Annotated in this window: 10 protein-coding genes; 5 read left to right on the top strand and 5 right to left on the bottom strand. The window is 62.8% G+C overall.

Annotated features, from left to right (window positions below; all coding sequences use genetic code 11):
• Nucleotides 1-48: 48 nt before the first annotated feature.
• Entirely contained in the window at nucleotides 49-1533 is a 1485-nt protein-coding gene (locus VHD36_16195; GenBank protein ID HVU88865.1) for an amidohydrolase, read from the bottom strand.
• A 140-nt stretch (nucleotides 1534-1673) separates the two neighbouring features.
• Here VHD36_16195 and VHD36_16190 point away from each other — a divergent pair, with 140 nt between their 5' ends.
• Entirely contained in the window at nucleotides 1674-2291 is a 618-nt protein-coding gene (locus VHD36_16190) for a DUF1361 domain-containing protein (protein HVU88864.1), read from the top strand.
• Here VHD36_16190 and VHD36_16185 read toward each other — a convergent pair whose 3' ends face one another.
• Nucleotides 2292-3644, bottom strand: a complete 1353-nt coding sequence (locus VHD36_16185; protein HVU88863.1) for a DUF2092 domain-containing protein — start codon at nucleotides 3642-3644, stop codon at nucleotides 2292-2294.
• 153 nt (nucleotides 3645-3797) lie between these two features.
• Nucleotides 3798-4514, bottom strand: a complete 717-nt coding sequence (locus VHD36_16180; GenBank protein HVU88862.1) for a TetR/AcrR family transcriptional regulator — start codon at nucleotides 4512-4514, stop codon at nucleotides 3798-3800.
• Between the two features lie 261 nt (nucleotides 4515-4775).
• Here VHD36_16180 and VHD36_16175 point away from each other — a divergent pair, with 261 nt between their 5' ends.
• From VHD36_16175 to VHD36_16165, 3 genes are all read left to right on the top strand, one after another.
• A complete protein-coding gene (locus VHD36_16175) occupies nucleotides 4776-6101 on the top strand; it encodes an efflux RND transporter periplasmic adaptor subunit (GenBank protein HVU88861.1) in 1326 nt (441 codons plus the stop codon).
• A 119-nt stretch (nucleotides 6102-6220) separates the two neighbouring features.
• Nucleotides 6221-9646, top strand: a complete 3426-nt coding sequence (locus VHD36_16170) for a multidrug efflux RND transporter permease subunit (GenBank protein HVU88860.1) — start codon at nucleotides 6221-6223, stop codon at nucleotides 9644-9646.
• Nucleotides 9647-9711: 65 nt separating this feature from the next.
• Nucleotides 9712-13035: a multidrug efflux RND transporter permease subunit gene (locus tag VHD36_16165; GenBank protein HVU88859.1), complete on the top strand. Its 3324-nt coding sequence runs from the start codon at nucleotides 9712-9714 to the stop codon at nucleotides 13033-13035.
• A 76-nt stretch (nucleotides 13036-13111) separates the two neighbouring features.
• Here VHD36_16165 and VHD36_16160 read toward each other — a convergent pair whose 3' ends face one another.
• Nucleotides 13112-13885 (bottom strand): hypothetical protein, encoded by a 774-nt coding sequence (locus VHD36_16160; GenBank protein ID HVU88858.1) that lies wholly within the window; start codon nucleotides 13883-13885, stop codon nucleotides 13112-13114.
• Nucleotides 13886-14232: 347 nt separating this feature from the next.
• On the opposite strand from VHD36_16160, the gene VHD36_16155 reads away from it, so the two are divergent.
• Nucleotides 14233-15462: an SGNH/GDSL hydrolase family protein gene (locus VHD36_16155; protein HVU88857.1), complete on the top strand. Its 1230-nt coding sequence runs from the start codon at nucleotides 14233-14235 to the stop codon at nucleotides 15460-15462.
• Here the strand turns inward: VHD36_16155 and VHD36_16150 are convergent.
• Nucleotides 15456-15995: a hypothetical protein gene (locus VHD36_16150; protein HVU88856.1), complete on the bottom strand. Its 540-nt coding sequence runs from the start codon at nucleotides 15993-15995 to the stop codon at nucleotides 15456-15458. The two genes, VHD36_16155 and VHD36_16150, sit on opposite strands and share 7 nt — an antisense overlap.
• Nucleotides 15996-16683: the final 688 nt, after the last annotated feature.

Genomic DNA, 16683 nt, shown 5'->3' with positions numbered 1-16683 from the left:
ACCCATCCGACCCTTTGAAATGGCAATTATCATCCGGAGACACCTACGTCACTCCGCCACGCTGGTCGCGACAGGAGCCTTGCGATAATCCAAAGGAGGCTTTTGCCCCGGCACGAGCAGCGTCTGATAACCCTCGGCGCCGACGCGCCGCGCCAGCTCGTCTTTCGCGGCCGCCACCGCTTCGGGATTGGTGCTCAGGTCGTAAGCCGTGGCCGCCAAGACTTTCGCCGCCAGCAGCATGCCTTTGCGTCCGATCGTCGTTCCGCCGGCGGCCGTCGCCTGCCAACTGTGGCCCGGCGTGCCGGGCACCCAGCAGACGGTCGAAAAGCCGGTCGTCGGCACCACGCAAGAGACGTCGCCCACGTCGGTCGAACCCTTGTTCTGGCCTCCTTTGAAGTCGGTCACCTCGCGCAGGCCATCGAGCGGCGCCGGTTTCGCGAGCGTCGTGGCTATGCGGGCCGCGAAAAGCTCCTCCTCGGGCGTAAAGCTCAGGTCGTTCAGCTCGCGCAGGTTGGCGAGCGTAATCCGCGACAGGATATCGTTCGGCACCAGCTCGTGCGTACCTCCCAGGTAATCGACTTCCAGCTTCGTTTCGGTGGCGAGCGCTCCGGCTTCGGCACACTTCAACAAGCGTTGATAAACCGATTTTGCAACATCGGCCTGCGGATGCCGGACGTAAAACCACACTTCGGCAAAGTCGGGCACGACGTTCGGCGCGCCGCCGCCGGCCGTGATCACGTGGTGAATCCTGGTCAGGTCGGGCGTGTGTTCGCGCAACAGCTCCGAAGCATGATTCGTCAGCTCGACGGCATCCAGGGCCGAGCGCCCCTGCTCGGGCGAGGCCGCCGCGTGGGCGCTTGTGCCGCGGAAACGAAATTTCGCCGCGATGCGGGCCAGACACGTGGCGTCGCCCGCCGCGTTACGGTTGCCGGGGTGCCAGTGCAGCGCTGCGTCGACATCGTTGAACAAGCCGGCGCGAACCATGAACGTTTTCGCCGCGCCCCCTTCCTCGGCCGGGCAACCATAAAAGCGCACCGTCCCGGATAGCTTTTCTTTCTTTAGTTCCTCGGCCACGGCGATCGCGGCAGCGGCCGAGGCAGCGCCAAATAGATGATGCCCGCACGCCTGGCCGTAGCCGCCCGGCACGCGCGGCGCTCGCTCGGGCACGGCTTGTTGCGACAAGCCCGGTAGGGCGTCGTACTCGCCCAGGATCGCGATCACGGGGCGCCCACTGCCGGCCGTGGCCGTGAAGGCGGTGGGAATTCCGGCTACGCCGCGTTCGACCTCGAAGCCCTCGGCCTCGAGCATGTTGGCCAACAGGGCCGAGGATTTTTCTTCCTGGTACCCGGGCTCGGCCCATTCCCAGATTTGCAGGGCGGCCTTCCAGGTGGCGTCGGCACGCCGATCGATGGCCGAGGGGAGGGCGGCCTTGTCGGCGCGGCTGGCGATCGTGTTGCCAAGCAATGCGGCGGCAAGAATGGCCACGATCAAACCAGCCCGGGCGATGCGGCCGTGAGCGGTGGATTCTTTCATGGCCTCCAGTGTACACGCAGCGGGAATCGCAGCCAAAAAACGGGCGATGATCTTGTTCACCCGCCGCGCCCCGGCGGTTGTGCTACGCTTTTGCAACCCCGTGCGCGCAAATCCCCTCCTGGCCGCAATAGTTGACGCCCATGCATTTCGATTTGGAGACGGTTCGCCGCGTGCTCGAGCCCGACTTCGGGATGGGGTGGAACGCCGTGCTGGCCCTGGTCCCTTTGGCGCTGGCGATTCTGCTGTTTCCGCCGCGCTGGCGGCGCGGGGTCCTGTGGTGGCTGGGGGTTGTGGTGTTTTGCCTCTTTCTGCCGAATTCGGCCTACACGCTGACCGACGTCTTGCACCTGGTACACCGTATTCGCCGTGAGCCGTACATTCCCGTGTGGAGCGTGGCGCTGGTACTGATTCCGCAATACGCGGTCTTCATGCTGGCCGGCTGGCAGGCCCATGTCCTATCGATCATGCGCGCGACGGACTACTTGCGCGCCCTGGGGCGCACGCGACTGGTGATACCGAGCGAGCTGACGCTGAACCTGTTGGTGGCGCTGGGGATTTACCTGGGGCGCTTTCAGCGCTTCAACAGCTGGGACGTCGTCGGGCGGCCGGAGAAGCTGGCCTTTACGACAATCGACGATTTCACGCGCCGCTACCCCTGGGAGCTGATCTTGGCAACTTTCGGCGTGCTGTGCGTGTTGTACTACGCCACGAAAATCATCGACCGGGCACTGATCGAATACGGCCAACAACGCTTTTAGCTACTTGTCGTCCGTGACAGGCTCGGCCGCGGATGGCTTACCCTTCTCGGCCTTGGCTTTCGCTTCGGCCGCCAGGTCCTTGCCCGCCAAGAGCGCGTCCAGCTCCTTGCGCAGTTGATTCTCCAGATCGGGCAGCAGGCCGACGTGAACAACCTGCACGGTACCGTTCTTGCCGACGAGCACGGTCTGCGGAATGGCCTGGGCTTGATAATCACGCGCCGCGGTTCCGGCGGAATCGAGGGCAATCGTGGCGGTAATGCCCGACTGCTCGGCGAAATGTTGCACGTCTTCCGCAGATTCTTCAAGGTTCACGGCGTAAAGGCGGACGCCCTTTTTCTTATATTCGTCGGCGACTTTTTCAATGATCGGCATGGCCCGTTTGCACGGTCCACACCACGTGGCCCAGAAGTCGAGGATCACGATGTTCTTGTCCTTCAGACTGGCCAGGTCGAGCTTGCCGCCTCCGAGCAGATCGAGATTGATCGGCGGCGCCACTTTTCCCAGCAGCGGGTGCAGCGGCTCGACCTGGTCGGCCGGGTTATCGATCTTGACGGCGCCCAGGGGTGGGCTGAAAGCGAAGGTGTCAGCCGCAAGCGTGGGGTTCTCCTTCCAATCGGTAAAGACGGACGTCGATTTGATGCGCAAATCGGCCGGCGCCTGCCTGCCTTGTGCCGCGGCCAGTTTCGCCATGGCCTTGTTCAGGTCGGGAACGAATTGGCGCAAGAGCGGCTTAGGGCCGGCGTCGATCCACAGTTGCCAGTCTGTGTCCTTGCCGACGGCCTGGATCAGATGGCATTTCGTGCCGTCGAGCATGACCTCGCCGCCGTAGGTGGCTGATTCAATGGACGATAGCAGCTTCGCGTTTGGGTCGTCCGCGAACAGCGCGGCCATGATGGCGCCTGCGTTCCCTTGCGTAATGATGGCGGCGGCGATGGGATTCTCCAGGATCTTGGACCAGCTGCTGACGCGTTCTGCCGTTTCGTCGATGAAGTACTTCTTGGCCGTGGTCAGCGACACCGTAAGCGATTTGCCATCGCAAACCAGGTCGGCCGAATCCTGACCGGTTTTCAAGTTGAGAGAAAGCTTGTTGGGACGCTGCGCCGTCACTTGCGTGGTGACTTCGCGCTCTTGCGACAATTCTCCTTGCCGGGCCTCCATCGAAGCCTTGATCGTCGCGCTAAATCCTTGCAACTGGGCCGTGTACTTGCCCCAGTCGCTCAGGACCTTGGCTGCCTGGGGATCGATGGCCGGGGCGGCGGGTTGTTCTTCGGCCAGAACGCGCGCGCAGGTGGCGACGAGGAGTAACAGGCTGGCGAAAAGGCTCAATGCCTGGTGATTCCAACGCGGGTGCATGGCGCACTCCTTAAGAGTTGAATTACAAGACATCGGGCCAGCGACTCCCCCGATGCGCAGAGGGTGTGTGGGAATTATAGGTGCTGGGGCCGTGGAATGCGAATGTGGCCCGTCCGGGGCAGATTGCGTCGCGCGCGATCCGACCCGTGGCGATTATTTCGCCTCACCTTGAACCGTTAGCGGTTGGTGAGCTTGGGCGGCGCGCTCCTCTTCGCTGAGCAGGCCGCGCATCAAGATTTCCAGCAGCGACTGATACTGCTCGTTCAGCGAAACCGCTCGGCCGACGAAATGGTTCGTGAACATGGTGCCGTACAGCAAATTGCCGATGGCGTCCATGATGCGCTCGACGGGAATGTCGCCGCGATAACGCCCTGTGGCGATCATTTCTTCATGTACCGGTCGCCACTTTTCCCGGTTCTGGTCGCGGTACTCGAAATACGTGGGCCGGCTGCGGCCCTTGAAATTCGCCCGTTCTTGAATCAACAGCTCGACGTGCTCGGGATGGTCCTCGAAGAATTGCAAATAAGCGCGAATGCCTCGGGCAATTCGATCGACCGGATTGTTCGCTTCGTCGGCCGCCTGCAACACGGCGCTTTGCATCTGCTTCATGCCGGCATCAACGCAGGCGTAGAAGAGCGCCTCCTTGCTGGAAAAGTAGAGATACAGGGTTCCCTTGGCGATGCCCAGTTCGGCGGCGACGCGCTCCATTTCGCAAGCCGTGTACCCCTGTTCGGCAAAGAGGCGGGCCGCGGCCTCGATAATGGCCTGGCGACGTTCCTCACGTTTACCCGGTGCGCTGTCGGCGGTCGCGGGCGTGCGGGTGGCCGCTTGTTCGGCCACCTTTTGAGTTGTGGTTGACTGTGCTGGCATGGAATCGCTCGCCGAAAAGCCCCTGAGTCCCCCGACCCCTCGCTGATTCCCCACCCCTTGGCCGCCGGGCTCCCCCGCGAGGCGGACTTTGATGCTTGAACCCTCCTGTCACTGGAAATGTCTTGGCAGGCAGATATTGCAGAAGGAGTGGCTCTGCCTATAATCTACCAACGGGGCTACTGACTGACTAGTCAGTCATCCGTAAAATCCTGCCGTTGCCCCGCTAGCCTGCATTCAACGGCTGCCAAGAGCCGGCGAAACATGCCGCATATAGCATCGTCCCGCGACAAATTGTCGACTTTCGCCCACCCGCTGCGCGCGGCGAGTGTGGTGTTTTGCCTCATCGCGATCGGTCTCTTGGCGGCGGGGTGCAATCGCAAGCCGGCCGGACCGCCGCCACCCAAGGTGCAGCAAGTCCTCTTTACTCATCCCACCGAAGAGACGGTGTCGGAGTACGAGGAATTCACGGGCCGCACGGCTGCCATGAAGACGGTCGAGATTCGAGCTCGGGTCAGCGGCTACCTCGACAAGGTCCTCTTTGCCGACGGCGCCGAAGTGAAGGCGGGCGACATGTTGTTCCAGATTGACCCGCGCTGGTTCCAGGCGGCCGCGGATCAAGCTACGGCCAACGTGAGCCAGTATGAATCGCGCATCGAGCGGTTGAACCGCCAGGTGGCTCGTGCCACGCCGCTGATCGAAAACCGCGTGAAATCGCAGGAAGAGTTCGACCAGTACACCTTCGACCACGCCGAAGCAAAATCCACGCTCAAGGGAATGCAAGCCGCGAAGGAATTGGCGGATTTGAATCTCAGCTACACGCGCGTCCTTTCGCCGATCGACGGACGCATCAGCCGACGCATGGTCGATCCGGGCAACCTGGTGCGCGCCGACGAGACGATTCTGACGACGATTGTTTCGATGGACCCGATCTACGCGTACTTCGACATTGACGAACGCACGGTGTTGAAGCTGCGCCGCCTGGTCCGCGAAGGGCGTATCAAGTCGCATCGCGAGACGCAGATCACCGTGCAGGTGGCGCTCGCGGACGAAGCGGAGTTCAACCTGTCAGGCGTAGTCGACTTTGTCGACAATCAGATCGACCCGACGACTGGTACGCTGCGCTTGCGGGCCGTGATCAACAATCCTGCCCGGTTGTTGTCACCCGGCTTGTTCGTGCGTATCCGCTTCCCGGTGGGCGATCCTCATCCGGCCTTGCTCATTCCGGAAGAAGCTCTGGCGACCGATCAGGGCCAACGGTTTGTGTATGTCATCGATGACAAGAATCATGTCGTCTATCGCCGCGTGAAAGTGGGAATGTTGCTGGCCGGCCGCCGCGTGATTACCGAAGGACTGGCGCTCGACGATCGGATCGCCGTCACCGGACTACAGCGTTTGCGGAAGGATTTGGAAGTCGATCCTCGCCCGCTTGAGCGTGATACCGTGGCCAGTGCCCCGCGTCCCTCGGCGGAGGGGCCGTCGGCGGCGAGTCCGTCGGTGGCGGGTCCGTCGGTGGCGGGTCCGTCGGTGGCGGTGGCGGAAGCCAAGGCGGCCTCGGCGCCGCCGCCCAGTGCTCCCACAGCCCGCTAGTCACGACCCGGAGCGCGCGGCCGCTCCTGCTGGTGAGCATCGACCGAGCAGCGTGCCGGGACCAGCAACGCCCGAACCTCGCGGGCTGGTGACGATCGTAATCAAGTGAGCGACACAGCGTGTTCTCGCGATTTTTCATCGACCGGCCCATCTTTGCCTCCGTGCTGTCGATCCTGATCACGCTGGCCGGCGGCATCGCTTTCTACACGCTCCCCTTGGCGCAGTTTCCGCCGGTCACTCCACCAACGGTGCAGGTCGACTGCAACTACCCTGGCGCCAGCGCGCAAGTGGTGGCCCAGACCGTCGCCGCGCCGATCGAGCAGCAGGTCAACGGCGTGGAAGACATGCTGTATATGGCTTCGCAGAGCACCAACGACGGTTCGTACACGCTTACCGTAACGTTCAAGCCGGGGGTGAATCTGAACCTGGCGCAAGTGCTCGTGCAAAACCGCGTGGCGCTGGCCATGCCGCTTTTGCCCGAGGTTGTGCGGCAAACCGGCGTGACGACGCGCAAGCGCTCTCCCGACATTCTCCTGACGGTCAGCCTTAACTCGCCTGACCGCCGCTACGACCAGCTTTACCTCAGCAACTATGCGCTGATGCGCATTCGCGACGAGCTCTCGCGACTGCCGGGCATCAGCGAGGTGCTGGTCTTTGGTCAGCGCGATTACAGCATGCGCATCTGGCTCGACCCCGATAAGCTCGCCTCGCGCGATCTCGAAGTCACGGACGTGGTCAATGCCATCCGCGAACAGAATATGCACGTGGCGCTGGGGCAGATCGGCCAGCCTCCGGCCGTCGACGGCCAGGTCAAGCAGATGCCGCTCTCGGTGCGTGGGCGGCTGACCGTGCCCGAGGAATTCGAAAACATCGTCATCAAGTTCACGGCCGACCGGCGCAGCGTGCGGATCCGCGACGTGGGCCGCGTTGAATTGGGGGCCCGTAGCGAGGACATCAGCAACCGTTTCGACGGCAAGCCGACCGTCGGCCTGGCCATCTTTCAGTTGCCCGACGCCAATGCGCTCGATACGGCCGACCATGTGAAGGCCAAGATGGCCGAGTTGTCTCACGATTTTCCGGACGGCGTGGTCTATGAAATCGGTTACGACACGACGCCGTACATTCGCGAGTCGGTGAGCGAAGTGTTCAAGGCGCTGCGCGATTCGGTGTTCTTGGTCGCGCTGGTGGTGCTGGTTTTCCTGCAGGGGTGGCGGCCCTCGATCATTCCGCTGATTGCGGTGCCCGTGGCCATCGTCGGAACGTTCGCCGCGATGGCCCTCGTGGGTTTCAGTCTCAACAATTTGACACTCTTTGGCCTGGTGCTGGCCATCGGCATTGTCGTCGACGATGCGATCGTGGTCGTGGAGGCCGTCGAATATCACATCGAGCATGGCCTGCAGCCGCGCGACGCCGCGATTCGCGCCATGGACGAAGTGGCCGGACCGATCATTGCCGTGGGCCTCGTGCTGTCGGCGGTGTTCATCCCTTGCGCGTTTATTTCGGGCATCGTCGGACAGTTCTTCCGGCAGTTTGCCTTGACGATCGCGATTTCGACCGTGATTTCCACGATCAACTCGCTAAGTCTCAGCCCGGCCTTAGCGGCGCTGTTGTTGCGGCCGCGTGAAGGAAAGCAGGATGTACTGACGCGGTTGCTCGACTTGCTATTTGGCTGGTTCTTTCGGTTCTTCAATTTCGGCGTGCGCACCTCGACGCGCGGTTACCTGGGCGTGGTTGGCGGCTTGCTGCGCGTGCCAGTCATCGTGCTGGCTATCTATGGCGGCCTGCTCTGGCTGACCTACTGGGGCTACGGCCAGTTGCCGGCCGGTTTCATTCCCTCGCAGGACAAGGGATATCTCGTCGCCAGCGTGCAAATGCCCGACTCGACGAGCCAGGGACGCACCTCGGACGCGATGGCCACGATCGAGCGGATCGTGATGGAGACGCCGGGCGTCAAGAACGTGAACTCGGTGATCGGCAATTCCTTCATGCTGAGTGCTTATGGCTCGAGCTTTGGCTCGATGTTCATCATTCTCGACGATTTCGACGAGCGACAATCGCCCGATCTGACCGCCGACGCGATCATGGCGTCGCTGCGTAAGCAGTTTGCGGCCGAGGTGCGCGATGCCTTGGTGAATGTTTTTCCGCCGCCCGCGGTGTCGGGCTTGGGGCGCGCCGGCGGTTTCAAGTTCATGGTCGAGGACCGCGGCGACCTGGGGCTCGTCGAGCTGCAGCGCCAGACCGACAACATGGTGGCCAAGGGTAACGAGACTACCGGGCTGGCCGGCTTGTTCACGGTCTATAAGACCGATTCGCCGCAGTTGTACATCGACGTCGATCGCAAGGCCTGCCTGTCGGCGGGTATCAGCCTGGCCGAGTTGTTCGATGCGTTGCAGTCCTATCTTGGCTCGCGGTACGTCAACGATTTCAATCGCTTCGGGCGCACCTGGCAGGTGATCGTGCAGGCGGACACGCATTTCCGCGACCAGGTCGAGGACGTCAAACGGTTGCGCATTCGTAATCCCTCGGGAACGATGGTGCCGCTGGGAACATTGGCGCAGGTGTCGTCGGTCGGCGGGCCGCTGGTTCTTACGCGCTACAACATGTACCCGGCCGCCGGCATCAACGGCAACGCGGCCCCCGGTTTCAGCACCGGCCAGGCGATCGCAGCGTTGGAAAACGTCGCGCAGCACGAACTGCCGAATTCGATGTCGATCGAATGGACCGAGCTGGCGTACCTCGAGCAGCTTTCGGGCAACACGGGCATGGTGGTGTTTGCGTTCTCGGTGGTGTTCGTGTTCCTGGTGCTGGCCGCGCTGTACGAAAGCTGGTCGATGCCATTGGCCGTGATCCTGGTCGTGCCGATGTGCGTCCTGTGCTCGATCGCCGGCGTGGCGATCGCCAACATGGACATCAATATCTTCACGCAAGTCGGCTTCGTGGTGCTCATCGGGCTGGCTTGTAAGAACGCGATTCTGATCGTCGAGTTTGCCAAGTACCGGCGCGAAGAAGGCATCGTGCTCCGCGATGCGGTGATGCAGGCCTGCCAACTGCGTCTGCGCCCGATTTTGATGACGTCGTTCGCCTTTATCCTTGGCGTGCTGCCGCTGGTCGTGGCCACCGGCGCTGGCGCCGAGATGCGCCGCGCTTTGGGCACGGCGGTCTTTTCTGGCATGCTGGGCGTAACGTTCTTCGGGATTTTGCTCACGCCCATATTCTTCGCGGTGATCGACCGCATGTCGCATTGGCACGTTTTCACGCAAGGCCCGCTGGCACGCGCCGCCGCCGGTGCACTGGCCGTCTTGCAGCCGCGGAGCTGGTGGCACGCCGGGCGCTGGGCTGCCACGCGCGTGATCCCGCGGCGCAAGTTGGCGGTGCGACCGACGACACGTCCGCCGGCATCACCGGCAGCCGACCCACGGCCGGAACGTGCGCATTCTACGAAGGACGCGGCCGTGCCGTCTGCGAACGGTCCGTCCGTGTCGCCCAGCAACGGTGCGACGCCGCATGGTCCGCCCCAGCAAACGCCTCATCGACGCGAGACGTGAGAATCCAGGACGTCCCGCTACGGAATACCGCATTAACAGTCCCCACCTACTGACGACGAGCGACCGTGTTTTCTAAATTCTTCATCGATCGACCGATTTTTGCCACGGTGTTGTCGGTCGTGATTACGCTGGCCGGCGCCATCGCGATTTTCGCTCTACCGGTTACGCAATATCCCGAGATCACGCCCCCCACGGTCGAAGTTTCGACGACTTATCCCGGCGCCAACGCGCACGTCGTGGCCGACACGGTCGCCGCGCCGATCGAGCAGCAGGTGAACGGCGTCGAAAGCATGATGTATCTTTCGAGCCAATGCACCAACGACGGCAACTACGTGCTGACCGTCACGTTCGAGCCGGGCACCGATCTGAACATGGCGCAGGTGATGGTGCAGAACCGCGTTTCGCTGGCCGAGCCGATTCTGCCCGACCTGGTCAAACGCCGCGGCGTGACGGTCAAGAAGAAATCGCCCAGCGTGCTGATGATCGTGAACTTGTTCTCGCCCAACGGCTCGCGCGACAATCTTTATCTGAGCAACTACGCCACGATTCAGCTGCGCGACGAGCTGTCGCGTCTGCCGGGCGTGGGGGCGATCGCCTTTCTAGGACAGCGCGACTACAGCATGCGCGTCTGGCTCGACCCGCAGCAGATGGCCATGCGCGGCATCAGCTCGGCCGACGTGGTGCGGGCGATCGAACAGCAAAACACGCAAGTAGCGGCTGGGCAAATCGGCCAGCCGCCGGCTCCGACGGGCCAGGTCTTTCAGTACACCATGACCACCCTGGGCCGACTGGCCGAGGAAACGGACTTCGGCGACATGATCCTGCGGGCCGACACCGACCGGCGCATTATCCGCTTACGCGATGTGGCGAAGATCGAGCTTGGCGCGCTGGCGTACGACCAGATCTGCACGCTCGACGGGCAGGCCTCGGTGGCGCTTTCGATCTATCAGCGCCCGGGCTCGAACGCCCTCGATACGGCCGAGCAAGTGCAGAATAAGATGGAGGAACTGAAGAACAGGTTTCCCGAAGGGGTCGACTACGCGATCGTCTACGACACGACGCCATTCATCAGGGAATCGGTCAATGAAGTTTTTCTAGCGCTGCGCGACGCCGTGGTGCTGGTGGCCATCGTGGTGCTGGTCTTTCTGCAAGGTTGGCGCGCCGCGATCATTCCCCTGGTGGCCGTGCCCGTGGCCATTGTCGGCACTTTCGCCGCCATGGTCGCTGCCGGCTTCAGTCTCAATACGCTGACGCTGTTCGGCCTCGTTTTGGCGGTGGGCATCGTCGTGGACGACGCCATCGTGGTGGTCGAGGCGATCGAGCATCACATCGAGCACGGTATGTCGCCGCGCGACGCCGCCGTCCAGGCGATGCAGGAGGTGGCGGGGCCGGTGATTGCGGTGGGACTTGTGCTCACGGCCGTGTTCGTGCCGTGCGCGTTCATCTCGGGGGTCATTGGGCAATTTTTCCGGCAGTTTGCGGTGACGATCGCCATTTCGACGATCATTTCCGCGTTCAATTCGTTGACTCTCAGCCCGGCGCTGGCCGTGCTGTTGTTGCGGCCGCGATCGAGCGGCCACGGCGAGGCGCTGCCGCGTATCGGCCTGGCCCTTGCCGGCGTGTGGGCCGGCAGCCAGTACCTGGCGCCGTGGTTGCCGATTTGGTTTCCGGCCGCTGTCCTGAATGATTTGCCTTTGGGGCTTGGTTCCCCTTGGCCGTGGATCGGCGGGGCGGTCGGGGGCGTGGTGATATGGTTCGCGGCGGGACTGATCAATGCCGCGCTCTTGTTCGTTTTCCGCGTTTTCAATGCCGGCTTTAATTTGCTGACCGGCGGCTACGTGGCCACCGTGGGATTCATGCTGCGAACGAGCCTGATCGTGCTCGTCCTGTATGGCGGGCTGATGGTGCTTACCTACAAGATGTTTGCCGAGACGCCGACCGGCTTCATCCCGTCGCACGACAAGGGCTATTTGATCGTCAACGTACGGCTGCCCGACTCGGCCTCCTTGGCGCGCACCGAAGAGACGATGCACGCCATTGAAGAGCTCGCTGGCAAGGTCGATGGCGTCAGCCACACGGTGGCCATCGCCGGGCAGTCGCTGCTGATGGGCGCTAATGCGCCGAATTTCGGCTCGATGTACGTCATGCTCGACGAGTTTCACGAGCGCGCCCCGCATCATCTGACGGCGGATACGATCGCCGATGAGCTGAAAGTGCTGTTCGAAAACGAGGTGCGCGACGGCGAGGTCAATATTCTCGGCGCTCCGCCGATCGACGGGCTGGGCACCGCCGGCGGATTCAAGATCGTGATCGAAGATCGCGCCGATACCGGGCTGCCGGCCTTGGAAGCCGTCAGCACCGACATCGTCAAGCAAGGCGCCGACACACACGGCTTGCGCGATCTGTTCACCAGCGTCCGCGCCAATACAACCTGGCTGTACCTCGATATCGATCGCGCGGCCGTGAAGGCGATGGACATCTCGATGACCGATGTCTTCAACACGCTGCAGGTGAACTTCGGTTCGCTGTACGTCAACGATTTCAATCGCTTTGGACGCACCTGGCAGGTGAACGTGCAGGCCGACGCCCGCTATCGCATGCAGCCCGACGATTTGAAACGGCTGTACGTGCCGGGCAAACAGGGGCAGATGGTGCCGTTTTCGGCCTTCACGCAGGTGCGCGAGATCAGCGGGCCCGTGATGCTGGTGCGCTACAACCTGTACTCGGCTTCGTTCATCAATGCCGACGCTGCGCCCGGGACCAGCTCGGGCGAGGCGATCGACCTCTTGCAGGAAGTCGCCGAATCGAATCTCGCTCCCTCGATGCGTGCCGAATGGACCGAGCTGGCGTTCTTGCAGCGGCGCGTGGGCAACACGGCCATGTTCGCTTTCATTCTGGCCGTGGTGCTGGTGTTTCTGGTTTTGGCGGCTCAGTACGAAAGCTGGTCCCTGCCGCTGGCCGTGATTCTCGTGGTGCCGATGTGCTTGCTCTGTTCGGTGGCGGGCGTGATCGTCGCGCGGATGGACATCAACATCTTTACGCAGATTGGTTTCGTGGTGTTGGTCGGGCTGGCGTGCAAGAACGCGATTTTGATCGTCGAGTTTGCCCGCTCGCGCCAGGTGGCCGGGGTGAACCGCTTCGAAGCGACATTGGCGGCCTGCCGGCTGCGGTTACGGCCGATTATCATGACCTCGTTCGCATTCATCTTCGGCGTCGTGCCGCTGGTGCTCAGCGAAGGGGCCGGCGCCGAGATGCGCCGCACACTGGGGACGGCGGTCTTTGCGGGCATGCTCGGCGTGACCGTGTTCGGGATCTTCCTTACGCCGGTATTCTTCTACGTCATCCAGTGGTTCGCCGACTGGCGCGAAGCCCGCCGCGAAAAGGCGTGACGCGAGCCCTCACGAAACGACAATCACCACGACGGCGCCGCGAGGCGGGCTCCGCCGTGGTGAATCGCGCTAAAGCTTACGGCATTGGGGTGCCCATCGTCCCGCTCAAGGACGACGTTGTGCCGCTGCCGCTAGTACCGGATGCTCCCGATGCTCCCGACGTCCCGGAAGCGCCACGATTCGCACCCAGCCACGCCGCACGCTCGTCGCGGTGCAATGTGCGCCGCGCGGCATTTAGTTGGTGGTCATCGCGGCGCAGGGTCCGTTCGTCGCGGCCTACCTGCTGACGATCCGTCCGTAATGCTTGTTGCGCGGTGCGCAGTTGCGACAGGTCCTGCTTGAGCTGGGCAGTATTGCCGCTCTTCATGTCTTGTCGCACAGCGGCGCGATCTTTATCGACGGTCTGTCGCTGGCCGCGCATGGCCGTGATCGCGCTATTGAGATTTTGCCGGGCTTGCGCCGTGGCCTGGGCGTCGTTGCGGACGGCATTCTGGGCGCCGCTCAATGTTCCGCCGCTCGCGCCGTTCACGCTTGTACCGTTCATGGTCGTGCCACCGAGCCCGCCTGCGAGATTGCCGGTCCCGGCATGATGCTCGTGATGGTGATGATGCTCGCCGTGATGATCATGGTGGTGTTCGTGATGATGGGCGGCATGATCGTGATGTCCGCCGCCGCTGTGATGGCCCACGCCGCCACCGCCACCGCCGCCGTGGTGCCCGCCGCCGCCACCGCCTCCACCACCCCCCTTACCCCCTCCGCCACCACCGCCGCCATGAGCAAGCACTTGAAGGGGGGCCAGGAACAACGCGGTAGCAAAGACGAGGCTGGCGACGATCGTGCGGCGAGTCATGGGTGGTTCTCCTCAGGTAGATGCGTCTCGGTGGTGACTGCCCATCGAAACGCTATCTTTTTCGCGCCCCGGCTGGCGGGGCCGAGGTTTCCCGTGGATTACCTCTTCGTAAGAGGGCTGGCCGGCCCGGTGAGCTTTTGACGCGCGCAACGACTGTAGGACGCGAGTGGCCGACTCGCATTGCCCAGATTCCCGCGGTTTAGTACGCTACCCCCCCGCGCCCGCCGCCAGCATCCACGCGTCCGTCACACCGAGACTCCTCAGGGGCAAAAAATCGCATGGAAGTTTCCGCTCCTCTTCGGCCTGTCGCACGTTCGTCGCCGCGCATTGCGGCGGGGAAGATTGCCATGTTGGCCGGATCGATCATGGTCGGTCTGGCAATCGCGGAAATCGGCTTGCGCCTGGCCGGTTACAGCCCTGCCTATGTCAACGCGATGGGCAGCTTCCACGAATCGAATCCGGTGACCGGCCACCGCGGCAAGCCGGGCTTTCGCGGCCGCTTCAAGACACCGGAGTTCGACGTGCTGATCGTGCACGACGATGCCGGATTTCGCCGCCAGGAGTTTCAAAAGCCGGAAAGCGCGGGCGTGCGCCACCTGGCCGTCTTCGGCGATTCGTTCGTGTGGGGCTGGGGGGTCGAGCAGGGGGAAGTTTTCACCGATCAGCTCAGCCGGCGGACGACCGACTGGCGCGTCGAAAATTATGGCATCAACGGCACCGGCACACTGGCGCAATACGAGTTGTTCGCGGCCGAGCGCCGCGAACATTTGCAGCCGGGAGACGTCGTGCTGCTGGCGTTTTACGGAAATGATCTGGCCGATAACGTCGAGGGAACGCGGACGGCGAAGATCGTTGATAGAAAGATCGTGCCGCAACCGGTGGTCAGTCCCTTGCACGGGGGCTGGCGACGAACGCTGCAGGAGTCGTCGTACTTGTTCAACTATGTGGCGTACGTTGCGAACCGTTGGCAACTCGAAAGACGGCTGCGTCGCGCCGAAGCCAAAGCGATTGCGGCCGCCGAGGCCGCGAAGGGGGCGGAGACGAAGCAGGAGGAGGAGCGCCGGGCGAGCCTGGCGGCTAAGTCGGCGCACGCGGTTGTTTCCGCGCCGGGGACGGCCGACGGTCGCGCGACGGCCGAACGTGCGGCGAGTGCCGCATCGTCACCGATGGCATCGGCGCCGCTGAGCAACGAAGCCGCCGTGCAAGTCGCCATCGCGCGGCATTACCTGGAATGTTGGCATCGCGATTGCGCCGAGCGCAAGGTGAGGTTCATCGTCGCCTATGTTCCCGGCGTGGCAGAGTTGGACGAGGGACGCGACGAAGCGTCGACTCGGCGAGAAGCCGCCTTCCGGCAGGCATTTGGGGAATGCACGAAGGACACCGATATCGAAGTGCTCGACCTGTTGCCGGGAATGCTCGAGGCCAAGGCGTCGGGCAAGGTCGATCGCTTGATCATTGCCAAAGACGGCCACTGGAATCCGGCCGGCCATCGAGTCGTGGCCGAGATTATCGCCGCCCGGCTCGCTGACACGACGACCGCGCGCCGCATCGACGGCCAGCAAAGGTCCGATCAATAGTCGTCAAAAGGGGCGAACGATAGCGGATGCTGCGCGATGCGCCCCATTTCGTCCAAAGAGCGGCGCTGACCGACCGAAGGCCAGGCCGACACGCCTTCCAGCTCGGGCATGATTTCGAGCAGTTGTTCTTTCAGCCGTTCGGCCAGCGCCTTGGTTTCCGGATGCTGCGCGGCTTCCAGAATCGTGGCCGCTGTTTTCATCACCTTGATCATCGAAGCGCGTTTGGAAATCGGTTGCGACAACTGGCGACTGGGCTCGACCAGCAATTCCATAACGGGGACGTCCAATGCGCGCTGCCATTTGTACAGCTCGCTCAAGAGCAGGTCGTAGTCTTCCTGCTCCTGGCGCTGGACGTGTTCGCTGGTCAATCCCAGCGATTGCCGCGCCGCCCGCAGCGATATGCCCTGCTGACGACGCACTTCGGCAATGCGGTGCAAGGGGGCGGGCGCGTCGGCGGGGGTTGGCGAGCCAAAGACGGGTTCCTGGGCTCGCGATTCGCAGCGACATTCTGGTTTCTTGTTGGGCATGGACATTTCCGTGTTCCTCGTGCGCACTTTGTCAGCAATCCTGTGTTGGTTGTTGGTTGATTTTTCCAACGCTTCACCCGGCCTCGGTTCGCTCCCACAGCGCTCGCGCGGCCGCCAGAATGACGACGGTTACATACGCCGCCAAGGCAGCGTGGCGCCTGTCGCCACGCGCCTCGGCGTCGCATGCCTCTCTGTCCGGCACCTCTTCATCGTTCCGCGCCTCGCTCTGGGCTCTGCTCGGTTCCGTCCGCAGTTCCAACTGGTCGCAAGGACCCAGGATCGCTCCGCAGCGAATGCATCGCGTCTGTGGTTTGCGGGTCGACACGACCATCCCGCAAGTACATTGAAAGACGCACATCGCACACGCCTCCGGCGCTGGATCCCTGCTTTCGTCCCTGTGGCGTCGCCCCGCAGGCGTCACCGTTTGGGGTTCACCAGATAACGCGTCAACGGCGACGAAAGTCCGCAAAAAAGGTGAAAGTTCCACGGATCTGCCAGTTGACGGGCTAGGCCCGAGTGGCCGGCCGTGCGGACGAATCGGGGGCGTGCGGCGGCTTAGCAGCCTGTTGAAGAACTCAACGGGCTGCGACATCGCAGGGATGCGATGGCAAAATATCGACGTAAGTCGTTATTTTGCGAGCCGTGCGAAGCTTTGCTTCGCACTTGGCGAGGTTGAAAAAAGCCACGAGGGCTT

This window comes from Pirellulales bacterium, assembly GCA_035546535.1.
In the GTDB taxonomy this organism is placed as follows: Bacteria; Planctomycetota; Planctomycetia; order Pirellulales; family JACPPG01; genus JACPPG01.
Note: the sequence above shows the minus strand (reverse complement) of the source record. Positions and strands in the feature narration are given on the sequence as shown.